Raw genomic sequence first — 23,395 nt, forward strand, 5'->3', positions numbered from 1 at the left:
CACCTCGGGAAGTGCGGTATTGTTCTCATGCGCGGTCGGCGAGGGCGAAAGCCCGGGCCGGACAAGCACCGGGACGTGGCGCAGTTTGGTAGCGCACTTGACTGGGGGTCAAGGGGTCGTGGGTTCAAATCCCGCCGTCCCGACTCGGAGAGTCGCAGATCAAGGGGCCGTTTCAGATCACATCTGAAACGGCCCCTTGATCATTCACCCAGCGGGTTCACGCCGTCTCCGCGCGTGCGACGCGGATCTTCGACTGCCGGTGCGGCAGTGCCTCCCAGTCCTGCATCAGCCGTGCCGTCAGGCCATGGCGACGGGCGAGGTCGATCAGGGTCTGCGGGCGGTAGTAGAAGTCCTCCCGCAGGACGTGGTGTTCCGCCCCGTCGGTGCGGTCGAAGGTGAAGTCGAAGAATCCGCCGGGGTGCAGGATGCGGGACACGTGCCGTAGGCATTCGTCGACGACGGGCAGGGGCGAATGGGAGAAGACGCTGTGCGCGTGGACGACGGTGAAGTGTTCGTCGGGCAGGAAATCGAAGGTGAGGTTGTCCACGACGGCCAGGTGGGGGAGTTTGTCCCGCAGCTCGAACTCGGTGACCGTGCGCTGGGCGGCGAGGAGGATGCCGGGTGAGATGTCGATGCCGTAATAGTGGCCCGTCTGCAGGTACTGGATGAACCTCCACCCCGCCCGCAGGTTGCCGCAGCCGATCTCCAGCATCCGGTCCTCGGGGGTCAGGCCGTGTTCGCGCAGGTAGTCGAATTGCAGGCGGCCCAGTTCCAGCCACCGCTCGCGGCTCTTGCTGCCGACGGCCGCGTCCGCGCTGCGCGCGAGGTCCGACCGCATCACCTTGCGGTAGTACGCCACGTGATCCGCCGACGTCGCTCTCAGCCAGGCGTCGCGGGCCCACCGCCGCGCGTAGGGCATCACCCGCTCGGGGTGACGCAAGGCGTACCTCAGCCGGTAACCCGGCCTCGAGCGGTCGTCGGCCATCCCACTGCCCTCCTCGGCCCCCTTCCGCGTGTGCCCGGGCGCGGTGGCGCCGCGGGCTGTCACGATCACTTCCACGGCGAGGCGCCGGCCTAACCGGGCCGGGCGGCTGCCCTGCACGCGGCTCGAACGCATGGGAGCGGACATGGCACAGCATCCAGTGATCGGTTATCTCGTCTGGGCCGTACTGTTCGGCGCCGTCTTCGCCTGGGAGGGCGTCAGCCTGATCCGGGTCGGGGACGGCTTTCCCACCCTCAGTGACGCGGTCAGAGCCGTGATGAGTCACCCGGCGGGGCGCTGGTCCCTTTTCGCGCTGTGGCTGTGGTTCGGCTGGCACACCTTCGTACGCGGCTGGCACTTCCTGCTGCGGGATCCCTCCTGAGACCGCCGCCGACGCTCAACGGGTCCGGCCGTGCTGCCCACGCCTTTGAACATCGCCCTCATGGCCACCGGCTACGTCCTGGTCATGGGCTACCTCGCCCTCGGCCTGCTCCTCCTCCGACGCCGTCCCCCCGTGCGCTGGGAACCCGCGCGCCGGTTCGCCGGGGCATCGCCCCGGCGCGGCTGGGCCGCATGGGCGAGGCAGCTCGTGGGCACCGCGCTCGGAGGCTATGTGACGCTCATGGTCGTCGTCGTCGCTTACTACCAAGGCGTGGCCCACGTGGGGGGCCGCTTTCTGATGAGCGCGTTCACCGGTACGGCTCTGCTGGCCGGCGTAGCGCTGCCGTTGTTCTTTCTGGCCACGTGGTGCTCCGTGCGACGACGGTGAGGGCCTCTCACCGGGTCTCGATGGTGCGCCCGGTCACCGCACCGGGCCGGATGCGGACCCACAGGTCACGCTTACCGCCGGCCCAGGGCTGTGCGCCGGGCTGGGTGGACAGGGACGCCACCGTGCCCGGGTCGGTGATGTGCTCGGCCGTTCCGGTGATGAGGACGCTCCAGCCGCGGCTGAGGCGCTCGTCGATGTGGTCGGCCTCGAACGCGAGCTGATCCCCCTCCGCCGGGGCCGCCGCGCCGCCGGCCTCGGTCCGGTAGACGACGGTGCGGCCGTCGACCAGGAAGTTCACGGGCAGGACGACGGGGGTGGGCACGGCGGACAAGCCGATCCTGCCGACGCCGTGGGTGCCCAGGCGTCGCCAGCACTCGCCCTCGGGGAGTTGCGCCAGCAGGGGGTGGGGCGCGGCCGGCTGCCCGCCGGGCGCCGGCTCCCGCGGGCCCTCGACGAGCTCGTCGTACGGCATCTCCAGCGCGGCGGCCAGGCGCATGAGCGCGGCAGGGTCGAAATCGCCGCTGAAGCTCTCCACCTGACCCAGATAGGCGACGGACATGCCCGCGCGACCCGCCAGCTCCTCGCGCGTCAGCCCGAGCTGCTCGCGTCGCACGGCACAGCGCGTGGCCACCGTGTCCTCGCGCGGCCCCCCGGAGGCCGCCCCCGGCCCGTCGGTGTGCATCTGCGGCACCTCCGCGTCGATGCCTGATAGGCATGGGGCTTGTGAGCCGGCCCCGCCTCCCAGGGGACCAGAGGCCGGGCACACGTGCCAGCGCTGCGCCGCCGATCGGTACGGGCCGCCAGCGGCAGCCGGTCGGTGCGCACCTGGTGTCCCCGTGGGATGTGTATCCGTCGGGTATCAGGGAGCGCTTGGTTGTCCATCCATCGGTGCGCCGCAGAGCGTCGCAGCACTGTCGCCCATCCGGTCGGCCGGGCCGCTGTCACCCCACCTGACCTGGGGATTCGCCGAGGGAAGCGGTCGCCGGGAGGAGCGCGTGTCCCGCTGTGCGGCCTCGTCGCCGCGTCCGGTGTCTGCCGTATCGTTCCTTCCGAGGTCGCCGACTGCGCGTACGCCTGCCGGGACCGCTGTCCGCTGTCTCACCTCACCCTGACCGTCCGAACAGGAGCTGGCTAGCCGTGTCCTCGCCCACCCGCCCCGTTCGCGTGTTGCTGGTGGAGGACGACGAGCTGATGCGCCGGTCCTTCACCGTCGCCCTGGAGCGCTACGGCTACGAGATGAAGGCCGCGGCCGACGGGCTCGAAGGGCTCGAGCTCTTCCGGGACGAGGACGACTTCGACCTGCTGATCCTGGATGTGATGCTGCCCGGTCTGGACGGGATCGGCCTGTGCCGCAGGGTCCGGGAGACCAGCCTGGTGCCCGTTCTGATGATGTCCGCCCGCGGCGACGGGCTCGATGTCGTCGCCGGTCTGGAGGCCGGAGCGGACGACTACGTGGTCAAGCCCGTGGATACCTACGTGCTCGTGGCACGCATCCGCTCGCTCCTGCGGCGGGCGACCTACGCCCCCGTCCCCGGGCCCGGGCAGGCCCCGGGCGAGAAGCCGCCGGCCGAGGGGGAGGTGCTGGTGTTCGGGGACCTGCGCGTCGACACCGGCGGCATGGAGGTGTCCGTCTCCGGAAGCCCGGTGGCGCTGACCCCGACCGAGCTGAAGCTGCTCCTCGAGTTCGCCGCCCACCCGGGCATCGTCCTCGAGCGGCACACCCTGCTGCGCAACGTCTGGGAGTACGGCTGGGACGGCGACAGCCGGGTCGTGGACCTGTGCGTGCAACGGCTGCGCAGGAAGCTGGGCCGGGACCGGATCGAGACGGTCCGCGGCTTCGGCTACAAGCTCAGGCGCTGAGGCCGGTGCGTCCCTTCCACCGGCCGCGGCCGGCCCGCGCCTCCCTGCGCTGGAAGATCGCCGCGCTGGCCGCGGCCACCGCCTGCCTGGTGGCGACGGCGGTAGGTGTGCTGGTCCACGTGTGGACCGCGCACGACATCCGCAGCCGGGCCGAAGCCCAGGCATTCAACAGCGTGTACTCGGCCATGGACGTCTACCGGCGCACCGGAACGCTGACGGACGGCGCCGAGCTCGACCCGGCCGAACTGCCCGCCGCGCTGCGTCACCCGGCCGACGCCGACCGGCACACCGCCTACGACGGGCGCGTCGAGGGAAACCTGGGGCCGAGCGTGTGGGCCGCCCAGCGGACCGGCGGCCCGGGCAGCCCGGTCCTCGCCGTCCGGGTCAACATGAGCCCGGAGCTCTACGGGCTGCGCCGGCTCGATATGAGCATGACCGTGGCCTCGCTGGTCGCGCTCGCCGCGGCCGCGCCCGTGGCCGCCTACGGGGCCGGGCTGCTCGGCCGTCGGCTGCGCCGGGTCTCCGAGACCGCGGGGCGGATCTCCGCCGGGGACCTCGATGCCCGGACCGGGCCCACCAAGGGGCGCGACGAGGTGGCCGACATCGCCGCCACCGTCGACCTCATGGCCGACAGCCTCGGCCAACGGCTGCGCAGCGAGCGCCGGTTCACCGCGGACGTGGCCCACGAGCTGCGCACCCCCGTCGGCGGCCTGCTGGCCGCCGCCGACCTGCTGCCGCCCGGTGAGACGGAGGACCTGGTCCGGGCCCGGGTGCGCGATCTGCGCGGCCTGGTCGAGGACCTGCTGGAGATCTCCAGGCTGGACGCGGGCGCCGAACAGCCCGTCCGTGCCCATGTGCCGCTCGGGGCGGTCGTCTCCGAGGCCGTGTCGCGTACCGGCTTCGACGCCGAGGTCACCATCGCCGGAACCCGGGACGCGGAGGACGCGGAGGACACGCAGGACGCGGAGGGTGCCACGACCGTGGAGACCGACCCGCGTCGCCTGGAGCGGATCGTCAGCAACCTCGTCGTCAACGCCCACCGGCACGGAGCGACCCCGGTGCGGGTCACCGTCGAGGGCCGTACGGTCGTCGTGCGCGACCACGGCCCCGGCTTCCCCGCGGACCTGCTGCTCCACGGCCCGCGCCGCTTCCACACGGGCGCGGCGGAGCGCGGCTCGGGCCACGGCCTGGGCCTGACCATCGCCCTGGGACAGGCCCGGCTCCTCGGCGCCGAACTGCGCCTGGCCAACGCCCCGGACGGCGGCGCCGTCGCCACCCTGCGCCTGCCGGACTGACGCCCGGCCGCCGCGGAACTGCTACAAAGCGGCGCGGACGCCGATACACGGCGGTCCAGGGCCCGATACGTTCCCCGGACACCCTTCGGAGTGCACCCTTCCGCACCCGAAGAGGAGTCCCCGTGACCGCCAACGCCCTCGCCCCGCACACGCCGCTCACGACGCCCGGGATCGCGGCTGCCACCACCGACCTGTCGAAGGTCTACGGCAGCGGCGAGACCCAGGTCGTAGCCCTGGACAGGGTCAGCATCGGCTTCCGGGAGGGCGAGTTCACCGCGATCATGGGCCCCTCCGGCTGCGGCAAGTCCACCCTGATGCACTGCGCCGCCGGGCTCGACACGGTCACGTCCGGCTCCGTGCGCATCGGCACCACCGAACTGAGCACGCTCGACGACCGGCAGCTCACCGAGCTGCGCCGCGACCGGATCGGCTTCATCTTCCAGGCGTTCAACCTCCTGCCCACGATGACCGCGCTGGAGAACATCACGCTGCCGCTCGCCATCGCCGGACGCCGGCCCGACCCGCAGTGGCTGGACCGCGTGGTCTCCATGGTCGGTCTCTCCCAGCGCCTCGGCCACCGGCCCGCACAGCTGTCCGGTGGGCAGCAGCAGCGCGTCGCGGTCGCCCGCGCCCTGGTCTCCCGCCCCGCGATCATCTTCGGCGACGAGCCCACCGGCAACCTCGACTCCCGCGCCGGCGCCGAGGTGCTCGGCTTCCTGCGCGACTCGGTACGCGAGATGGGCCGGACGGTGGTCATGGTCACCCACGACCCCGTCGCCGCCGGCTACGCCGACCGCGTGGTCTTCCTCTCCGACGGCCGCCTGGTCGACGAGATGACCCACCCCACCCCGGACCGGGTCCTGGACCGGATGCGGCGCCTTTCCGGGGGGAACCCCGAGACCCCCGCGCCCGACGCCCGCTCACGCCCCAACTGACCCGCGCCAGCTGACCCGTACCCGCTGAAACCCGCATCCGCGACGTACGTCCCCCTCCCTCCCACGTTCCCGAAAGCCCCTCATGCTGAGAACAGCCCTGCGCAACGTCCTCGCGCACAAGGCCCGTCTGGTCATGACCGTCCTCGCGGTCTGCCTGGGCGTCGCGTTCGTCTGCGGCACCCTCGTCTTCGCGGACTCCTCCGCCGCGGCCTATCGCGCCGCAGCGTCGAAGAACTTCGCGGACATCGCGGTCACCGTGAGCCCGAAGGACCCCCCGCCGGGGACCGCCGCGAACCAGAGCGCCGGCGTGCTCGACGACGCGCTCGCGCGGAAACTGGCCGACGTACCCGGTGTCGCCGCCGTGCGGCCGTCGGTCGACGGCTCGGCCGTCCTGAACGCCGCCGACGGCACTCCGCTGCGGGCCGACAAGGCGTGGGCGCACCTGGCCGCCGCCTACGTACCGGGCAAGGACGGCAAGGACAGCCGCTATCCGCTGGTCAAGGGCCACGCCCCGAGGAACGGCGACGAACTCGCCGTGGACAGCGGCACCGCCGCCGCCGGCCACTTCCGCCTCGGCGACATGGTCACGCTGGCCACCGACGGCCCGGTCATGAAGAAGCGGCTCGTCGGCATCGTCACCACCAAGGAGACCCGGGTGACCGCGGGCGGCACCCTCGCCCTGTTCGACAAGGCGACCGCCCAGCACCTGTTCGCCACCCCGGGCCACTACACCGGCATCGACCTGTCCGCCACGCCCGGCACCCACCAGGTCGAGCTCGCCAACCGGGTCACCGCCGTACTCCCGGCCGACCGTGCCGAGGCCACCAGCGGCAGCGCCCAGGCGGCCCAGCAGGGCATCCTCGTCGATACCCTGACCCGGGGTCAGGCGAAGCTGCCGATGGTCTTCGCCGGGGTCTCGCTGTTCATCGGCTCGTTCCTCATCGTCAACACCTTCACCATGCTCGTCACCCGGCGCACCCGGGAGATCGCGCTGCTGCGGGCGATCGGCGCCACGCGCCGTCAGGTGGTCCGCTCCGTCCTCCTGGAAGCCCTCCTGGTCGGCCTGGCCGCGTCGGCGGCCGGTTTCCTGCTCGGTCTCGGCATCGCCTCCGTGCTGCCCGACGTCCTGAGCACCGGTACGGACACCCTGCCCCACGGCCCCCTGGTGATCGGCCCGCGCTCCGTCGTGGCGGCCCTCGGCGTGGGTGTGGGCGTCACCGTGCTCGCCGCGTGGCTGCCGTCCCGCAGGGCGGCGCGGGTCGCGCCCATCGAGGCGATGCGCACGGCCGAGCAGCCGCCCTCCACCACCCGCTCCCGCGTGCGCGCCGTCGTGGGGCTGGGCCTCCTCGCCCTCGGGGCCGGCCTGCTGATCTCCCTCACGGGCGCGAAGGACGCCTCGGAGGAGAACCTGCGGAGCGCGATGCTCGGCTGCGCCGTCCTCGTCGTCGCCATGATCGTGCTGGCGCCGCTGCTCGCCGCGCCCGTGATCCGGCTGACCGGACGCCTGACCGGTCGCTTCGGGATCACCGGCCGTCTCGCCCAGCGGAACGCGCTGCGCGACCCGCGGCGCACCGCGGCCACCGCCTCCGCCCTGATGATCAGCACGGCGCTGGTCGCCGGGCTCGCCGTCATCGGCGACTCCACCGCACAGGCCCTCGACCGTCAGGCCGCGGCCGGCCTCGGCGCCGACTACGTGATCAGCACCCGCACCACCACGACCGGCATCGACCCGGCAGCCGTACAGCGGGTGGCCGACACCCCCGGAGTGCGGACGGCGAGCGCCGTCACGGATGCCACCCTGTTCATCGGCGGCGGCGTCCGGACCATTTCCGGCGTCGACCCCGCCACTGTCAAGGACGTCATGAAGCTCGACCTCACCAGCGGCTCCCTCGCGGACCTCGGGCCGGGCCGGATCGCCGTCTCCACCACCACCGCCCGCGAACAGGGCTTGCGCACGGGCAGCCAGGCCAACGCCCATATCGGCCTGAAGCAGGACTTCAAGAAGTACACCGTCGTGGCCGTCTACAAGGACAACCCCATCGCCCACGACGTCCTCGGCGCCCGCGGCGAAGTACAGCGGAACAGCTTCCTGCCCCACTCCGTCCAGCGGATCCTCGTCCGCACCGACGGCGGCGCGGTCTCCAAGACCACCGAGGACCGGCTGCGCGCCGCCGTGGGCAACAACCCGCTGCTGAAGGTCCAGGACCGCAAGCAACTCGTCCGCGAGGCCGCGGGCACCATGGCCGACCTGCTGACCCTGATGTACGGGCTGCTCGCCATCGGCGTCGTGATCTCCTCGCTCGGCATTGTGAACACCCTGGCCATGTCGGTCGCCGAACGCACCCGGGAGATCGGCGTACTGCGCGCCATCGGCATGGACCGCGCCGGCATCCGGCGGATGATCCGCCTGGAATCGGTGGCCATCGCCGCGTTCGGCACCCTGCTGGGCCTGGCGGGCGGGCTGTTCAGCGCCTGGGCGGTCGGCGCGCTGGCCAACGGCGCGATGGAGCAGTACTCCCTGGCGCTGCCCTGGGGCACGCTGCTCCTGGTATGCCTGGCCTCCCTCGCGATCGGCACGGTCGCGGCCGCCGTCCCGGCCCGCCGGGCAGCCGCCCTGAGCCCCCTGGAAGCCGTCGCGGAGGCGTGACGCAGGGGGCCGGCGGGAGACGCCGGCCCCCATGGCCCGCCGGCCTGAATCACCGTCAGGACGCCGGTCAGCACCCGGCCGCCGCGGTGAGCATGATCTCCCTGACCCGGTCGAGGTACTTCGGCACACCGGTCGCGGCCTCAGGGGTGTCCGGCATGCTGACCACCAGGTCGGCCCGGTCGGGGAACCAGTTGAACCACAGCGACACGCCGCTGGCGCTGTCGGGGCCGGTCAGGAGCGTCGCGTCCGCGCTCAGGTAGTCGCCGGAGCCCGGCGCGGTCCGGCCGTCCAGGTAGGAGGCCATCGGGGGGATGGTGGGGACCTCGCCGTCCTTGAGGAGTAGTTCGAGCGCGCGGTGCAGCGGCACGTCGTATCCCGCGCGGGCCTGCTGGAAGCCTTGTTGTGCGGCGGCGATCGTGCCGGCGAGAGTCGGCGAGGCCGGCAACCGGAACAGCAGGGGCACGAGGTTGACCAGCCAGCCGTGCACGGGGAGGAGGCGGGGGTAGGCCCTGGTCGACACGGCGGTGAGCACCCGGTAGACGTCGTTGCCGGTGAACTCCCATTGGGCGAGAGCCAGCGCGGCGAAGGCCCCCGCGCCGAACCCGCCGCAGTGCCGGCCGCAATAGGCGCGGAACGCGCGGGCCTGGTCACCCGTGAGGACCGGGTAGTGCAGTCGCGTGCCGGGCAGGAGCGCGTCGGCGTCGTTGCCCAGCTCGACAGGGAAGCCGGGGAAGCCGCCGTCCCCCACGGCCAGGAACTCCGACCACGCGGCGAGGTCCGGGGCGGCCGCCGTCAGCGACGCGGAGCGTTCCCGCTCGCGGCGGTTGTGGTCCAGGTAGCCCGGCACCGATGCCAGGTCGACGGGGGAGCCGCCGAGGGCCGCGTGGTACCGGGTACGGATCTCGTCGAAGAGCAGTGCCAGCGAGTGTCCGTCGGTATAGGCGTGGTCGATCGCGAAGAACACGGTGGACGTCTTCTCCCGCCGGATCACTCCGGCCAGCAGCCCCAGCCGGCTCGCCGCGGTCCGCTCGTCGATCCGCCGGTGCAGGTAGGCGCGCAGGTCGTCCGTGCTCGTCAGGTCGCCCACGCGCGCCGGGCGCACCGTGAGGGAATCAGGCGGCAGGCGGAACCCGGTCAGGTCGTCGGTCCCCGGCTCGTACCAGGTGTGGAACGCCTCGTGGCGGCGCACCAGCCCTTGCCACGCCGCGGTGAGCGCGTCGAGATCGGCCCGGCCCTCGAGGTCGAACACCATGGCCACCCAGGGCGACTGTTGTCGTCCGGCGGCGCGGCCCTCGGCCGCCGCCTGCACGTGCCACCGCTGGAAGTACGACGCGGGCACGTCGTGCGGCACGGGCGCCCGGTCGGTGGTCAGCTCGAACTCGACCACTTCACCCGGTTCGGGGCGCCAGTCGAGGATCTGGGTCATACGCACGTAGGGTCTCCTCCTCCATCGTTCGGCCGGCTAGGCGGGCGTGGGCACGGCCTCGGCCCGGTGGCTCTGGGCGACGCGGGCGGCGGCGTGCGCGGCGGCCACGACGAAGCGGCCGACGTTCGCGCGTGCCACGGCCGTGTCGGGGAAGCGTGTCGACAGGTGCACGCCGCGGTCGCCCCTGGTCAGCCACACGTACACCTCGGCCGGGCTGTGGATGCGGCTGCGCAGCATCATGTCCTCCGGCCGGGGCGGGGAGGTGCCCGCGACGCGGCGTACGTCGAGGTAGGACACGACGAACCGCGGGCGGATCTCCCTGCGCAGCATCCGGCTGAGGTGGGGCAGCGAACTGCCCGGCCCGGGTCTGCCCCGGCGCAGTTCGGCGGCGGCCAGGGCGACGGTGTCCGCGAAAGCGGACCCGGCGGTCACCGGGATCCGGACCGGGTGCAGGCCGACGAACCAGCCCGGCGCCGCCCGCCACTGGCCGGGACGGGTGTTGGCCAGGCTCACCACGGACAGCTGCCGCTCGCCCGCGACCTCCGCCGCGGCGAGCGCGAGGCAGGCGAGCAGCCCCGCGGCGGTGGTGCCGCCGCCGGCGCGTGCGGCGGCGGCGAACCTGGTGGCCGCCGGCCCGTCCAGAAGCCGGCGGTAGGAGCTGCACTGCGTGAGCGGCACCTCGAAGGCGCCGAGCGGCAGGGGAAAAGCGGGTGTGTTGCCGTGGGCGTCGCAGAACGTCCGCCAGCGGTCCACGTGTTCGGGGCCCCTCGGCAGCCGGTCGACCAGGCCGCGTTCCTCGGCCCCGAAGTCCAGGAAGGTCGGCCTGGGTATGTCCTCGGCGCGGTCCGCCAGGAGGCCACGGATCTGCCCGGGGATCAGGGCGAGCGTGTAGCCGTCCACGATGCCGTGATCGGCCCCCGCGAACACCGTCGTCCCGCCCACGCCCTCGACCGTCGCGAAGACCACCTGCGGCCAGCCCAGCGGTCCGGCGCCACGGTCGAAGAACGCCTCGATCTGTCGCCGGACCGAGGCACCGTCGGCGAAGTCGCCGACCTCCTCCCGGCGCAGGGTGAGCGCGCCCGCGGGGAGCGTGCGGCGCGCGCAGTGCTCACCGGTCGGCACCAGAGTGCTCCGCAGGTGCTCATGTCCGCGCAGCCAGGCCGAGAGCGCGGCACCGACCTGGTGCCGGCCGACCCGGCCCACCCCGAACGAGACCCCGACCCACGCCGGATCCACATGCCGTGGCCCCCGCGCCGCCGCGGCACGCACATGGTGCTCGTGGACGAGCGCGGGCGCTCGCGGGTCGTCCGCCCAGGCCGAGTCCGGGGCGACGGGTGTCCAGAACACCAGCCGGCCGGCGGGCACCGTGCTGTCGCCCAATTCTGTGAACTTCAATTCTCACCGACCCGACACAGTGCGACGCCGGCCTCGAATCACCAACACGATGCTCTCCTTATGCGTTTCGGTGCAGCTTGCCGAAGCTATCCGGGCGCAATGAAGCAAAGATGAAACAGAGATGTGTTCGCTGGTCACGCGGGCCGGGGCGGCGGCCCGGGAAACAACACCTCTTGTTGCTCTTCGGGTGCGCTGCTAGCGTCGGCCCCCGTCATTCATTCCGTACTGCGCCGATTCGTCGACCGCGCCGCTGGAGGGACAATTCATGAACGCACGAGCGGACACCGAAACCTCCCGGGTCATGGGCGGTGCGAAGCCGTCCATGGACTATGCCGCACTGCGCCGCGATCGGGAATACGCCAGGTTGAACCGCGTGCTGCTCGACCTGGTCCCGGTCGGCTCCGGCCCCGCCGTCCTCGACGTGGGGTGCGGGGACGGAGCCGTCAGCGAGCAACTGCTGCTGCGCGACCCGGCCATGTCCCTGACCGGCGTCGATCCCGAGCCGGCCCTGCTCGACGCCGCACAGGTCCGCCTGGGCGACCGGGCCCGCTTCGTCCTGGGCGACGCGGCCTCCGTCTCCCGGCTGTTCCCACCGGACGCCTTCGACACCGTCGTGCTGGCCAACTGCGTCCACCTCGTGCCGGACCTCGACGAGGCGCTCGGCGCGATCGGGCAGGTGCTCGCCACTGGCGGACGCCTGGTGTTCAACTCGGCCTTCTACTCGGGCGCGGAGACCGCGGCCGACCTGCCGCTGTACGCCGAGCTGGTCGGCACGGCCCGCCGCGTCGCCCGGACGCGCGGACTTCCCCTGGCCCGGTCGGCCGGCGGCCGGCCCTCGGGGCTGCGCAGGAGCGTCGGGGACTACCAGGCCGCCCTCGCCGCGGGTGGATTCACCGACGTGATGACCACCGAGCGGGAGTTCACCCTCGGCCCGCGCTTTCTCGCCGCTTTGTGCTCGACCCCCATGTTCGCCACCGCCGCGCTGCCCGGGATCGACCGGCATACCGCTGCGGAACTGCTCGCCGAGACCATGGAACAGCAATACAAGCGAGCCCCGTTCACGATCACACGGCGCTGCGTGTACTTCTCCGCGATATGGCCATGAAACACATCACGAAAGGAATTCTTCATGTCCGAGGTGCTGAACGTCGTTGCCAAGGCCATTATCGGTATCCGGCCGGACCTGGGCGAATCCGGCACGGAAATCACCCGTGACGCGGCCCTGTTCTACGCCGCCGACCCCGACCAGCCGGTATTGGGCCTCGATTCCATGGAGGCCCTCGAGCTGATCACCGTACTGGAGCGGGAATTCGGGGTCGAGCTCGCCGAGACCGACATCAGGATCACCGACCTCCGCACGGTCGGAGACGTGGTCGACGCGATGTCCGGGGCGGCGCTGTGATGTCCGAGGTGCCGCGCAACCGTGTGCTGGTGACCGGCATCGGCGTCGAGTCGTGCGCGGGCGGCACACCGGACGCGTTATGGGACGCCCTGGCCACGGGGCGGCCCGCCATCTCGCCGCTGGAACTCGAGCAACCGCTGCCGTGCCAGGTCGGCGGGGTGGTCAAGGATTTCGACCCCACCGAGCACATGTCCGCCCCGCAGGTCCGCCGCACCTCACGCTTTCAGCAATTGCTGTTCGCCGCGGCGATGAAGGCCCGGGCCGACGCGGAGCTGCGCACGGCACCGGGGGCGCTGTACGTCGGCACCGGCGGCGGTGGGCTCGACGAAGCCGCGCGACTGGTGACCACCTTGCGCCGGAGCGGGTGGTCGCAGATGAACCGGCTCGGCCTGCTCCGTCTGCTGCCCAACCAGGCCGCCGGGCTCGTCGCCCAGGAACTGGACATCACCGGCCCGGTGCTCACCCTCTCGACCGCCTGCGCGTCCTCGACGGACGCCATCGGAGCCGGGCTGCGCGCGGTACGCGACGGCACCGCCGACGTGGTCCTCGTCGGCGGCGTGGAGAGCTGGCTGGACCTGCCGTGCCTGGCGTCGTTCTGCTTGCTGGACGCGCTCTCCCAGCGCCCAGCGGCCCAGGCGACGGCCGCGTCCCGGCCGTTCGACCGCGATCGCGACGGCATGGTGCCGGCCGAAGGCGCCGCCGTGCTGGTGCTGGAGTCCGAGCGATCCGTGCTGCGCCGCGGCGCGAGCGTGTACGGCGAGGTGCTCGGCGCCGCCTCCAGCTGCGACGCCCACCACGCCCTGGCGCCCCGGTCGGACGGCGCGGTAGCGGCCAGGACGATCGAGCTGGCCTGCGCCGACGCCGGCCTCGACACCGCTGCCGTGGACCTGGTCAGCGCGCACGGCACATCGACACCGCTCAACGACCGGGCCGAGACCGCGGCCATCAAGCGCGCGTTCGGCTCCCACGCGCGCCACGTGGCGATCACGGCGCCCAAATCGGTCATCGGCCACGCCTGCGGCGCGTGCGGGGTGCTGGAGAGCGTCGGCGTCCTGCTCGCCATCCGCGAGAAGTACGTGCCGCCCACCGCGAATCTGGAGCACCCCGACCCCGACTGCGACCTGGACTACACCCCGCTGGTGGGCCGGCCCGCCCCGATCAACGTCGCCGTCAAGCAGAACTTCGGCTTCGGCGGCCAGAACTCGGCGGTGGTGTACGGCGCCGCCTGATCACGTACCCCTCTCCGACCGTGGTACGGCGCGGGGTGCCCGGTAGGTGCGGGCGAGGTGGTCCTGGAGGCGGGCGTGGCGGAACTGGTAGACCGCGCCCGCCTGGCGGAGAACGCCCCGCTGGTAGGCGTCCTCGAGGAAGGCGACGACGGACCAGGGCAGCCGGCCGGTCAGCGGCAGCCAGATCCGGGAGAGCACCACCCACTGGCCCCAGGCCGTCAGGCTGAGCGCGTAGCTGAGCGCGCCGCACAGCCCGCTGATGAGGCCGAGCTTGAGCGAGGACGCGGTGTTCCAGGTCATCGGGCCCAGAAGGGCGGGAAGGAGACGAATCGCCAGCCCGGCGCTGAAGCCGACCAGAAGCCCGAAAGTGGGAGTCCACAGGAGCAGTTGAGTGGTGACCGTCCGGCAGTTGGCGCGCAGCAGACTGACCGGATTGATGGCGGACCGGATGTCGAGAGGCGCTTCGAGGAGGCTCAGCAGGCCGAAGGCGGGGCCGGCCGCCAGGGTGAACGCCAGTCCGTAGACCATGCCGTCGTAGAGACCGGCCCGCAGGGTGATCGGAAGCCCGAGCTGAAGGACGACGCCGTCGTGCACCCCGCGCATGAAGCCGTAGCTGAAGCCGACGACCAGCCCGACCAGCAATCCGATCGCCAGCCGGGGGACGGCCCTGCGCGCCCTCCCGCCCCTGCCGGACACCTTCATACGCACCCCGGACGGCGCCACCGCCGTGTCCTTGACCGCGACCATGAACCAGTACGTGACCCCGAACATGAGCCCGGCGATGATCCCTACGGCCAGCCCGTCCGCGAGCTGGAACCGGAGGGGGTCGAAGAAGGTGCCGACGACACAGTCGACGAACCCGGTGACCAGGGCGACCGCCAGCGCGGTCGCCAGCGTGCGGGTGGAGCGGCGCAGCCCTGAACCCAGCCGCCACCACTCCAGGTTGGTGGTGTCGAGCCGGGTCAGGTGGTGGGCGAGGTAGCCGAGCCAGTACCGGGCGCGTTCCGGGTCGACGCCGCGGCGCGGACCGCTGCCGGGGTGGTGTTCGGGCCGGGGGCGGTAGACGGTGGCGACGAAATTGTCGAGGAGGTGCTCCTCCAGCTCCCGGGGGCTGCCGAACCGCCGGGTGTCCAGGAGCGAGACCGGTTCCTGGCCGGGGGTGTCGCTGTACACGGCGCGGGCGAGCGTCACCATCAGCGGGGTGGTCAGCACCGCGGCGAGGTTGGCACCGGCCTGGCTGTCCGGGCGCTCATTCAGTTCGCTCAGCACGGGATCCCAGCCGGTCCTGGCGGGGTCCCCGCCACGGGCCTTGCGCGTGGTGCGCGGCAGGTAGTCGGCCAGATCCCCCAGGGTGAGATCGGTCAGCGTCACCGCCGCGGCGGAGGTGAGCACGTCGGTCTCCGCCACCGCGGCGGCGTACTCGGACGGTCTGCTCGTCAGCAGGAGGGGCAACGTGGTGGCGTTGAGCGCCTCCAGCGCGGGGCGGCGCAGACCGCCGGCGATCTCGTCGAAGCCGTCCAGCACGGGCAGCACCCGGCCGCTGTCGACCAGTGCGGCGGCCAGGCTCGGCCCGGCGGGTCCCGGAGCCGCGAGACCCGGGTGATCGCGCGTCAGTTGTCGCGTCAGCCAGTCCCGGAACGTGATGGCCGTGGGATCCCACGAGCCGATGCTGAAGATCACCGGTACGGCGTCGGTGTGGGCCCTCGACTTCAGGTGCTCCAGGACGAACCGCACGGCGAGGACCGTCTTCCCGGAGCCCGGCCGGCCCAGGACCACCAGCCGCCCGGACGGGATCCGCCGGTATACGCCCACGATCTCGTCCAGCCGCCCGTCCAGCTCCAGCGGACCGTGTCTGACCCCGGCCGGCAGACGGCGGATGTTGGCCCAGTGATCGGTCAGCTCCTCCGGAGCCGACTGCCACCGCACCGGCAGCGGGTACGGATCGTGGATCTGCCGGTGTTCCTCCTCCCGCTGCCAGCGGGCGGCCACCGCCTGCGCGAGCTGTTCGCCGATGCCGGCCAGGGTCTCCTGGAACACCGAACCCGGCCGCGCGGTGAGCGGTGGCCCTGAAACCGGTAGGCCCGAAACCGGTGCCGCTGAATCCGGTGGCCCTGAATCCGGTGGCGCTGATTCCAGTTGTCCCGGCCCCGATGGCCCCGGTCCCGGCTGATCCGCCACCGGTCGTACGTCGTCCGCCGGGTCGTCCGGCCGGCTCCTGTGCCCACCCCGGTGGATGGCCGCCGCCAACAGCTCCTCGCGCTCGTCCGGCGCCAGCCCGAGCGCGTCGGCCAGCAGCCGCACCGTGGTCACCCGGGGGTCGGCGCGCTCGCCGGTCTCCAGCCCGCGGATGGTGCGTACGCCCACTCCGGCGCGTTCCGCCAAGGTCTCCTGAGTCATTCCCGCGTCGTGCCGCAGCCGCCGTAACAGCGCGCTGAACTCACTGGCCACAGGTCACGGCCTCCCCCTCGACAATGTGTTTCCCCAGGTGAGGGACTCTAGCGCGGCCACCGGCCGGATACGGCCGGTCCCCTGGCCTGTCCGTCGGCCGGTGCCGGGGCCAGCGTCGACGGCATCCGCCGCAGGAAGCAGTCCGTACCCGGGGAGCCACGATGCCGATCACCGCACCCACCGGCCAGCCGACCGTCACCACACTCAGGCACAGGGAGCGCGAGGTGCTCTACGCGGTCGGCTGCGGCCTGAGAGACGACGAGATCGCCGCCGCCCTCGCCATCCCCGAGGACGCCGTTGCCGGACACCTCGCACGGATCCTGCGCACCCTCGGGCTGCGCGACCGGGCCGCCGCCATCGTCCACGCCTTCGACTGCGGTCTGGTCGCCCCCGGCCGCGGCCCCCGCAGGCGGGCGGCGAGCCCGGTGCCACCGGCCGCCACCCGCCACATGGCCGAACCACGGCTACGGATATCGATGCTCGGACCACTGCGGGCATGGCGCGACGGACAGCCCCTGGACCTGGGGCACCTGCGCCAGCAAGCCGTACTGACCGTGCTGGCGCTGTGCCTGGGCCGGACGGTCAGCCAGCAGGAACTGCTCGACGGCGTGTGGGGGGAGGAGCCGCCGAACACCAACGTGGTGCCGGTCTACATCTACCGGCTGCGCAAGATCCTGCGCGTGGGAGGCAGCCCGGTCTCGGCGATCGAGCGCGACCGGTGCGGCTACCGGCTGCTCCCCGGCGCGGTCACCGTGGACGTGGCGCGCGTGGAGGACCTGGTCACCGCGGCCGGCACGGCCGAACGGGCGGGCGAGCTGACCGAGGCGGTCCGCGCCTGCTCCCAGGCGCTGGACCTGTTCCGCGGGGAGCCCCTGGCGGGGCTGCCCGGGCCGTTCGCCGAGCTGGAGCGGCTGCGGCTCACCGAGCGCAGGATCGTCCTCGTCCAGCGCAAGCTCGACTGGCAGCTGCGGCTGGGCCAGCACGCCGAAGCGATCGCCGAGCTGTCGGCCCTGACCGTGGCGCAGCCCCTGAACGAACCGGTCGCCGCGATGCTCATGCGCGCCCTGTACCTGAGCGGCAGACAGGCCGACGCGTTGACCGTCTTCCACCGAACCCGCCGCCGACTGGCCGAGGACCTGGGGGTCGATCCGGGCCTGATGCTGCGGCGGACGCACCAGATGATCCTGCGCGGGGACGAAGCCCCCCTCGGCCTCGCCGGAACCCCGCGGTGACCTCACCGATGCGGCGTACGCGCAGCGAGGAGCTGCTGCTGGCGAAGATCTCGGCCGCGGCCGGCCGCGAGCACCTCGGCAAGCGGCACGCCACCTACGCGGGAGCCGCGCACACGGCCCACACGAAGGCCCCGCGGACCCGGGGGCTCCGCGCTCTGCCGGCGTTCGTCCGGTACGGCAGGCGCTCGGCGGCGAAAGCCCGTGACGAAGCGCGACTTGACCTGTACGAGCGCGGAATGACGGTCGCCGTCCAGGGGCGGATCCACGTCGTCCGCTACGACACCACCTCCGTATTCCGGATGAGCACCCCCGATCCCCCTCACGACCCGGCCCGCGCCGGCGCCGCCTGCACGCTCACCGACGTCGACGGGAAACGGATCGTGCTGCGCGGCAGGCCGGAGCACGGCGACGCGGCGGAATGGCGATCCGGGATCCAGCGGGGCGTCACCCGCGCCCAACTGCCCAAGGCCGTCGCCGCGCTCGCCGAAGGCGAGCGCCTGGCCTTCGGCGACATCTGGCTGACCAGGGAGCAGGTCGGCTGCGCGGAGGTGTGCGCGCGGTGGCCACGGGTCCGGGACCTCCGGATCCGGAAGGGAGCCGTCGAGCTGGACATCGACGGGACGTGGCACGGGACGGGCTCCAGGGCGTCCGAGATCCCGAATCTCTTCGTCCTCCGCGCGCTCGTCGAGCTGTTTCATCGCGATGTCAACGGCCGTGGTTAACGTCGAAGCGGCTCACGGCAGTTGAGGGTGGGCCGTCCCGAATCGAGGAGGAACGCAGAGCGATGTCCCTGATCAGCAGATGGAAGAAGGCGCTCGTCGCCGCCGGTGCGACAGCGACCATGGTGGCGCTCACCGCCATCACGCCCGCCGCGGCCCACGCCGATCCGGTACGCCACTACTACCTGGAGATCGGCGGCACGGGCTCGGCGGCGCCCGCGCCCGACTGCACCAGCACCTTCGCCATCGCCAACAAGCACCTCAACGGGGGCATTCCGGTGCCGGTGTGCTATCCGGCGAGCGCCGGACCCTGGCTCAACGGCCGTAACGTCCCGGACCTGACCGCACCGAGCTTCGACGTCAGCGTGCGCGAGGGATACCGCAACCTGCTGGCCGCCGCCGAGGAAACCCACCGTCGCGACCCGAACGCCCGGCTCACGATCGTCGGCTACTCCCAGGGCGCGCACGTCGCCGACCTGGTGCTCCAGACGATCGCCAAGGGCGACACCGGCATCCCCCGCTCGCAGGTGAACGGCAAGCTCTACGCCGACCCGCTGCAGCCGGGCACCGGCATCTGGGCCCAGCTGCCCAAGGGCTGGAGCGCCTTCGGGTTCACTTCTCCCGGCGCCGGCCCCGTGAAGTTCGACGGCATCCCGGTGCAGCGCTACTGCATCCGCACCGACGGCGTGTGCGACGCGACGTCGCTGAAGTCCATCGGCGGCTTCCTGAAGCAGCACCCCAAGTACTGGCAGGAGGGCAACGTCATAGCGAAGACCATCGGCCAGGAGGCCGGCGAGGGAATCTTCTGGTACGACTCCTGACCGCGCGGCAGGAGGGCCGGGGCCGGTGGATTCCCACCGGCCCCGGCCGCTGCCCGGTGCTAGAGGTGCCGAAGGTGGTCACGCAGCGTCCGGGCGACCTGGGCCATGAGGGCCTCGGCGCCGGGCTGGTCACTGGCCGGAACGACCGACTCGGTGAGGACGGCGATGGCGAACGCCTGGCCGTCCGCGTGCTCCACGACGCCGATCTCATGACGGAGGTTGAGGAGGGTGCCGGTCTTGGAGGACCAGGTGGTGGCGTCCGAGCTGAAGTCCGGGGCGAGCCGGTGCCGGAGCAGGTTGTGGGCCATGAGGCCGCGTACGCGCTCGGCCACCTCGGGATGGATCGTCGACGGTGTCCACAGGGCTTGGAGCAACTCGACCCACGCGCGTGCGCTGCCGGTGTTGGCGCGGGTGGTGTCGAGCTGGGGCACCCGGTGTCCGCGGCCGCTGGTGCCGGCGTCGATGGCGAGGGCGTGGGCGAGATGGGTCTGGTTGGCGTCGAAGCGTTCCGCGGGGGTGTCGGAGAGCTCGCCGATGGTGTGGCGGACGGTGATGCCGCGCAGGCCGAGCCCGTGGAGGAGGTCGGTGACCTGGGCGGGCGGGGTGAGGCCGAACAGCGTGTCGGCGGCTGTCCCGTCGCTCACGCAGGTGCTCAGGTAGAGCAGGTCGTCGATCGCGACCCGGGCGGGGTGGCGGAAGCGGCTCAGCCCGGTGGGGCCGGGCGTGCTGATCCGCCCGGGTCGTACGTCGAGCGTCGTCGCTCCGTCGAGTTCGCCCCGCCGGACGCGCTCCGCCGTCGCCAGCGCGAGCGGGACCTTGACCAGGGACGCGGAGGGCAGCTGGGTGTCCGGCTCGATCCCCAGCTCGTCCCCGGTGTGGAGGTCGCGTACGAGCAGGCAGCCGTGCAGCCCGCCGTCGTGCAGCTGCCGGCGCAGGTCGCGCAGCAGTGCCTCGGTGTTCACGTGGTCCCTCCTGTGGTGCCCGCGCCGAGGCAGCGGGCGATGACGTCGCCCAGGCGCGCTTCGAGGTGCTGGGGATTGCCGTCCGCGGCGGCGACGAGCGCGTACCCCCGGCTGAGGGTGATCTCACCGATGGGCCGCCAGTGCAGGTCGAGTTCCCCGGCCTGCGCGGGGGAGCACAGCAGCAGGTCACGGGAGCACAGGACCTCCGCCGCGGCGGTCGTCAGGTCAGGCGCCGCGACGAGCTGCGCCGGCCGCAGGCCGACCGCGTCACGCAGGCGCGTCAACGGGTCGCGGATGTGCGGCACGTCGTCCTCCGGCTGGAGCCAGATACGCCGGGCCGGGTCGGACGAGCCCCGCCCGACCCGCAGCGTCTCCAGGTAGACGCGCTTGACGCCGGAGTCCCGCGCGCCGGCGAGCCCGAGCGGCGCGGACCACGTCGCCTCGTCGGGCGGCACCGCGAGCAGGGCGGCACGCACCTGCTGCGCGTGGATGAGCTCCAGGCGCTGGGCCGGCGCCGCGACGCGGAGATCGAGCGTGACGCCGTGCCCCCGCGCCTCGGCGACGAGACGGGCGAGGCCGACGGTGGAGCAGGTGCCGGGCACCGCGAGCCGCCACGGCTTGCTCCTGGCCGCTTGTGCCTCGTGGAGCAGCACATCGGCCGCCTGCACCAGGTGCCTGGCCACCGGCAGCATGTCCCGGCCGAAGGGGGTGAGGACGGCCCGCCGCGACGTGCGCTCGAACAACTGCTCACCGAAGCGTTCTTCCAGGGCCGCGACGCGACGGCTGGCCACCGACTGGGACATCCGGGCGGCGGACGCTCCCACGGTGAAACTGCCGTGCTTGCTGACGCTGACGAACGCGCGACATGCCCCCACCAGATCCACGGCCCGAACTCTATGCCAGAACGGCATGGAACCGCGCACGAGCGTATTGGACCGCATGGCAGTGGGGCGGTGAGGGTGGTCCTGGCAGCCATGACCACGCACCGGGATGGGGCCACCCCATCCCGCCCCTGGAGGTTCGGACCATGCAGCACACCCGCGCCCGCCGCGCCGTTCTCGGCGCGCTCGCCGCCCTCGCCCTCGTCCCGCTCGCGGCCTGCGGCCAGGGCGGTGCCCCTGCCGCGCCGGTCTCATCGGCCCCGTCCGCCGCGACGACGAGGGCCGGCGCGGCCACGAAGCCGTTCGCCCGGGAATTCAAGGAGCTCGAGCGCAAGTTCGACGCGCGGCTGGGCGTCTACGCCATCGACACCGGCACCGGCCGCGAGGTGGCCTACAACGACGCCGAACGGTTCGCCCATGCCTCCACGTTCAAGGCGCTGGCCGCCGGTGCCGTGCTGCGCAAATACACGCTGAGCGGCATGGACCGGGTGATCAAGTACTCCAAGGACGATCTGGTCGACTATTCCCCCGTGACCGAGAAGCACGTCGGGACCGGCATGAGCCTGGGCGAGCTGTGCGAGGCCGCCGTCCGCTTCAGCGACAACACCGCGGGCAACCTGCTGTTCGACGCGCTCGGCGGACCCAAGGGCCTCGACGCCGCGCTCGAGGAGATGGGCGACCACGACACCCGGATGGAGCGCCGCGAGCCCGAACTGAACCGATGGGCCCCGGGCGAGACGCGGGACACCAGCACGCCGCGTGCGCTGGCCAAGGACCTGCGCGCGTACGTTCTCGGCGACGTCCTCGGCAAGGGCGAACGGGACCGGCTCACGACGTGGCTGCGGACCAACACCACCGGAAACGAGCTCATCAGGGCCGGGGTCCCCAAGGGCTGGGTCGTCGGTGACAAGACCGGAGCCGGCAGCGGCTACGGCACCCGCAACGACATCGCCGTGGTGTGGCCCGGCAAGGGCGCCCCCATCGTCATGGCGATCATGTCGAACCGCACCGGGGAGGACGCCCGCTACGACAACAAACTGATCGCGGAAGCGGCATCCGTGGTCGCCGGCACGCTGTCCTAGCCCCCGGCCTCGGCGTCCGGCATACTTGACAAGAGGGGACTCAACTTTTATGCAGGTTATATCGGCATCGTCGGTACCGGGGAGGTTGCGGTGGCACGCGCAGTCGGCATTGACCTCGGCACGACCAACTCCGTGGTGGCCGTGCTGGAGGGTGGTGAACCCACGGTCGTCACGAACGCGGAGGGTATGCGGACGACACCCTCGGTGGTGGCGTTCGGGAAGAACGGTGAGGTGCTGGTCGGTGAAGTGGCCAAGCGCCAGGCAGTGACGAACGTCGATCGCACGGCGCGGTCGGTCAAGCGCCACATGGGCGACGCGCAGTGGCGGTTCCCGGCGTCGGGCGACGTGGACGGCAAGCGGTACACCGCGCAGGAGCTCTCCGCGCGGGTGCTGCAGAAACTCAAGCGCGACGCGGAGGCGTTCCTCGGCGACGAGGTGACGGAGGCCGTCGTCACCGTGCCGGCCTATTTCAACGATTCCCAGCGCACCGCCACCAAGGAGGCGGGCGAGATCGCCGGCCTGAAGGTCCTGCGGATCATCAACGAGCCGACGTCCGCCGCGCTCGCGTACGGCCTGGACAAGGAGAACGACCAGACCGTTCTCGTCTTCGACCTGGGCGGCGGCACCTTCGACGTCTCGCTGCTGGAGATCGGTGAGGGCGTGGTGGAGGTGAAGTCCACGTCCGGCGACACGCATCTGGGCGGTGACGACTGGGACCAGCGGGTCGTCGACCACTTGGTGAAGCAGTTCAAGAACGGTTACGGCGTCGACCTGTCCAAGGACAAGATGGCGGAGCAGCGTCTGCGCGAGGCCGCCGAGAAGGCGAAGATCGAACTCTCGGCCGCCACGGAGACGACAATCAACCTGCCCTACATCACGGCGTCCGCCGAGGGCCCGCTGCACCTGGACGAGAAGCTCACCCGCGCGCAGTTCCAGCAGCTGACCGCCGATCTGCTCGAGCGCTGTAAGACCCCGTTCCACAACGCGGTGAAGGACGCCGGGATCAAGCTGTCGGACATCGACCACGTCATCCTGGTCGGCGGTTCGACGCGGATGCCCGCGGTGACGGACCTGGTCAAGGAGCTGACCGGCAAGGAGCCGCACAAGGGTGTGAACCCGGACGAGGTCGTGGCCATCGGCGCCTCGCTCCAGGCCGGTGTCCTCAAGGGTGAGGTCAAGGACGTCCTGCTCCTGGACGTGACCCCGCTGTCCCTGGGTATCGAGACCAAGGGCGGCATCATGACCAAGCTGATCGAGCGCAACACCACGATCCCGACCAAGCGGTCGGAGATCTTCACGACGGCCGAGGA

Annotated in this window: 21 protein-coding genes and 1 tRNA gene; 15 read left to right on the forward strand and 7 right to left on the reverse strand. The window is 72.1% G+C overall.

Translation table 11 applies throughout. From position 1 onward, the window contains the following. Nucleotides 1-69 precede the first annotated feature (69 nt). Nucleotides 70-143: transfer RNA gene (locus ABZ956_RS28790), tRNA-Pro, on the forward strand. A gap of 74 nt (nucleotides 144-217) precedes the next feature. Here ABZ956_RS28790 and ABZ956_RS28795 read toward each other — a convergent pair. Beyond that, complete coding sequence (locus ABZ956_RS28795; RefSeq protein ID WP_361899819.1) at nucleotides 218-985, reverse strand: class I SAM-dependent methyltransferase; 768 nt, start codon at nucleotides 983-985, stop codon at nucleotides 218-220. A 142-nt stretch (nucleotides 986-1,127) separates the two neighbouring features. Between ABZ956_RS28795 and ABZ956_RS28800 the strand changes: the two genes are divergently transcribed. Next, nucleotides 1,128-1,364 (forward strand): DUF6186 family protein, encoded by a 237-nt coding sequence (locus ABZ956_RS28800; RefSeq protein ID WP_361899822.1) that lies wholly within the window; start codon nucleotides 1,128-1,130, stop codon nucleotides 1,362-1,364. A gap of 30 nt (nucleotides 1,365-1,394) precedes the next feature. Continuing rightward, nucleotides 1,395-1,751 carry a DUF6256 family protein gene (locus tag ABZ956_RS28805; RefSeq protein WP_361899825.1) on the forward strand — a complete coding sequence of 119 codons (357 nt, stop codon included), beginning with the start codon at nucleotides 1,395-1,397 and terminating at the stop codon, nucleotides 1,749-1,751. 7 nt (nucleotides 1,752-1,758) lie between these two features. On the opposite strand, the gene ABZ956_RS28810 is transcribed toward ABZ956_RS28805, so the two are convergent. Further along, nucleotides 1,759-2,433, reverse strand: coding sequence for a pyridoxamine 5'-phosphate oxidase family protein (locus ABZ956_RS28810; RefSeq protein ID WP_361899827.1), 675 nt, complete (start codon nucleotides 2,431-2,433; stop codon nucleotides 1,759-1,761). 455 nt (nucleotides 2,434-2,888) lie between these two features. Here ABZ956_RS28810 and cseB point away from each other — a divergent pair, with 455 nt between their 5' ends. The 4 genes from cseB to ABZ956_RS28830 all read left to right on the forward strand — a co-directional run bounded on the left by cseB (nucleotide 2,889) and on the right by ABZ956_RS28830 (nucleotide 8,488). After that, nucleotides 2,889-3,611, forward strand: a complete 723-nt coding sequence (cseB, locus tag ABZ956_RS28815; protein WP_361899830.1) for a two-component system response regulator CseB — start codon at nucleotides 2,889-2,891, stop codon at nucleotides 3,609-3,611. Between the two features lie 5 nt (nucleotides 3,612-3,616). Beyond that, nucleotides 3,617-4,906 carry a HAMP domain-containing sensor histidine kinase gene (locus tag ABZ956_RS28820; RefSeq protein WP_361899833.1) on the forward strand — a complete coding sequence of 430 codons (1,290 nt, stop codon included), beginning with the start codon at nucleotides 3,617-3,619 and terminating at the stop codon, nucleotides 4,904-4,906. Between the two features lie 170 nt (nucleotides 4,907-5,076). Next, on the forward strand, nucleotides 5,077-5,841 hold the full coding sequence (locus ABZ956_RS28825) for an ABC transporter ATP-binding protein (protein WP_361899877.1): 765 nt from the start codon (nucleotides 5,077-5,079) through the stop codon (nucleotides 5,839-5,841). An 82-nt stretch (nucleotides 5,842-5,923) separates the two neighbouring features. After that, entirely contained in the window at nucleotides 5,924-8,488 is a 2,565-nt protein-coding gene (locus tag ABZ956_RS28830; RefSeq protein ID WP_361899836.1) for an FtsX-like permease family protein, read from the forward strand. Between the two features lie 67 nt (nucleotides 8,489-8,555). Here the strand turns inward: ABZ956_RS28830 and ABZ956_RS28835 are convergent, their stop codons facing one another. Both ABZ956_RS28835 and ABZ956_RS28840 read right to left on the reverse strand, forming a co-directional pair. Continuing rightward, nucleotides 8,556-9,914 carry a condensation domain-containing protein gene (locus ABZ956_RS28835; RefSeq protein WP_361899880.1) on the reverse strand — a complete coding sequence of 453 codons (1,359 nt, stop codon included), beginning with the start codon at nucleotides 9,912-9,914 and terminating at the stop codon, nucleotides 8,556-8,558. A gap of 36 nt (nucleotides 9,915-9,950) precedes the next feature. After that, entirely contained in the window at nucleotides 9,951-11,294 is a 1,344-nt protein-coding gene (locus ABZ956_RS28840) for a hypothetical protein (RefSeq protein WP_361899838.1), read from the reverse strand. 280 nt (nucleotides 11,295-11,574) lie between these two features. On the opposite strand from ABZ956_RS28840, the gene ABZ956_RS28845 reads away from it, so the two are divergent. From ABZ956_RS28845 to ABZ956_RS28855, 3 genes are read left to right on the forward strand one after another with little or no spacing between them, the layout of a single operon-like run. Continuing rightward, entirely contained in the window at nucleotides 11,575-12,414 is an 840-nt protein-coding gene (locus ABZ956_RS28845) for a methyltransferase domain-containing protein (protein ID WP_361899840.1), read from the forward strand. Between the two features lie 24 nt (nucleotides 12,415-12,438). Continuing rightward, a complete protein-coding gene (locus ABZ956_RS28850) occupies nucleotides 12,439-12,711 on the forward strand; it encodes a phosphopantetheine-binding protein (protein WP_361899843.1) in 273 nt (90 codons plus the stop codon). An 8-nt stretch (nucleotides 12,712-12,719) separates the two neighbouring features. Next, complete coding sequence (locus ABZ956_RS28855) at nucleotides 12,720-13,940, forward strand: beta-ketoacyl-[acyl-carrier-protein] synthase family protein (RefSeq protein WP_361899845.1); 1,221 nt, start codon at nucleotides 12,720-12,722, stop codon at nucleotides 13,938-13,940. On the opposite strand, the gene ABZ956_RS28860 is transcribed toward ABZ956_RS28855, so the two are convergent. Beyond that, nucleotides 13,941-16,388, reverse strand: a complete 2,448-nt coding sequence (locus tag ABZ956_RS28860; RefSeq protein WP_361899848.1) for a helix-turn-helix domain-containing protein — start codon at nucleotides 16,386-16,388, stop codon at nucleotides 13,941-13,943. A 161-nt stretch (nucleotides 16,389-16,549) separates the two neighbouring features. On the opposite strand from ABZ956_RS28860, the gene ABZ956_RS28865 reads away from it, so the two are divergent. The 3 genes from ABZ956_RS28865 (at nucleotide 16,550) to ABZ956_RS28875 (ending at nucleotide 19,160) form a co-directional block, all read left to right on the forward strand. Continuing rightward, nucleotides 16,550-17,620, forward strand: coding sequence for a BTAD domain-containing putative transcriptional regulator (locus tag ABZ956_RS28865; protein WP_361899850.1), 1,071 nt, complete (start codon nucleotides 16,550-16,552; stop codon nucleotides 17,618-17,620). Continuing rightward, on the forward strand, nucleotides 17,617-18,342 hold the full coding sequence (locus ABZ956_RS28870) for a DUF6585 family protein (RefSeq protein WP_361899853.1): 726 nt from the start codon (nucleotides 17,617-17,619) through the stop codon (nucleotides 18,340-18,342). The genes ABZ956_RS28865 and ABZ956_RS28870 overlap by 4 nt, the downstream gene beginning before the upstream one ends. 62 nt (nucleotides 18,343-18,404) lie before the next feature. Beyond that, the gene (locus ABZ956_RS28875) at nucleotides 18,405-19,160 is read left to right on the forward strand and encodes a PE-PPE domain-containing protein (RefSeq protein ID WP_361899856.1); all 756 of its coding nucleotides are present in this window, start codon (nucleotides 18,405-18,407) and stop codon (nucleotides 19,158-19,160) included. A 59-nt stretch (nucleotides 19,161-19,219) separates the two neighbouring features. On the opposite strand, the gene ABZ956_RS28880 is transcribed toward ABZ956_RS28875, so the two are convergent. Then, entirely contained in the window at nucleotides 19,220-20,122 is a 903-nt protein-coding gene (locus tag ABZ956_RS28880) for a serine hydrolase (protein ID WP_361899859.1), read from the reverse strand. Beyond that, nucleotides 20,119-21,006, reverse strand: coding sequence for a LysR family transcriptional regulator (locus ABZ956_RS28885; protein WP_361899862.1), 888 nt, complete (start codon nucleotides 21,004-21,006; stop codon nucleotides 20,119-20,121). The genes ABZ956_RS28880 and ABZ956_RS28885 overlap by 4 nt, the downstream gene beginning before the upstream one ends. A gap of 143 nt (nucleotides 21,007-21,149) precedes the next feature. Here ABZ956_RS28885 and bla point away from each other — a divergent pair, with 143 nt between their 5' ends. Both bla and dnaK read left to right on the forward strand, forming a co-directional pair. Further along, nucleotides 21,150-22,085, forward strand: a complete 936-nt coding sequence (bla, locus tag ABZ956_RS28890) for a class A beta-lactamase (RefSeq protein WP_361899865.1) — start codon at nucleotides 21,150-21,152, stop codon at nucleotides 22,083-22,085. Nucleotides 22,086-22,175: 90 nt separating this feature from the next. After that, on the forward strand, nucleotides 22,176-23,395 hold a 1,220-nt coding region (dnaK, locus tag ABZ956_RS28895; RefSeq protein WP_361899868.1), incomplete at its 3' end, for a molecular chaperone DnaK.

This window comes from Streptomyces sp. NPDC046261 (assembly GCF_040646235.1).
Classification (GTDB): domain Bacteria; phylum Actinomycetota; class Actinomycetes; order Streptomycetales; family Streptomycetaceae; genus Streptomyces.

Coding starts and splice junctions, on each gene's coding strand:
- ABZ956_RS28810 (WP_361899827.1), bottom strand. CDS start 2,433: ATGCACACCGACGGGCCGGGGGCGGCCTCCGGGGGGCCGCGCGAGGAC.
- ABZ956_RS28795 (WP_361899819.1), bottom strand. CDS start 985: ATGGCCGACGACCGCTCGAGGCCGGGTTACCGGCTGAGGTACGCCTTG.
- ABZ956_RS28800 (WP_361899822.1), top strand. CDS start 1,128: ATGGCACAGCATCCAGTGATCGGTTATCTCGTCTGGGCCGTACTGTTC.
- ABZ956_RS28830 (WP_361899836.1), top strand. CDS start 5,924: ATGCTGAGAACAGCCCTGCGCAACGTCCTCGCGCACAAGGCCCGTCTG.
- ABZ956_RS28865 (WP_361899850.1), top strand. CDS start 16,550: ATGCCGATCACCGCACCCACCGGCCAGCCGACCGTCACCACACTCAGG.
- bla (WP_361899865.1), top strand. CDS start 21,150: ATGCAGCACACCCGCGCCCGCCGCGCCGTTCTCGGCGCGCTCGCCGCC.
- ABZ956_RS28850 (WP_361899843.1), top strand. CDS start 12,439: ATGTCCGAGGTGCTGAACGTCGTTGCCAAGGCCATTATCGGTATCCGG.
- ABZ956_RS28845 (WP_361899840.1), top strand. CDS start 11,575: ATGAACGCACGAGCGGACACCGAAACCTCCCGGGTCATGGGCGGTGCG.
- ABZ956_RS28875 (WP_361899856.1), top strand. CDS start 18,405: ATGTCCCTGATCAGCAGATGGAAGAAGGCGCTCGTCGCCGCCGGTGCG.
- ABZ956_RS28835 (WP_361899880.1), bottom strand. CDS start 9,914: ATGACCCAGATCCTCGACTGGCGCCCCGAACCGGGTGAAGTGGTCGAG.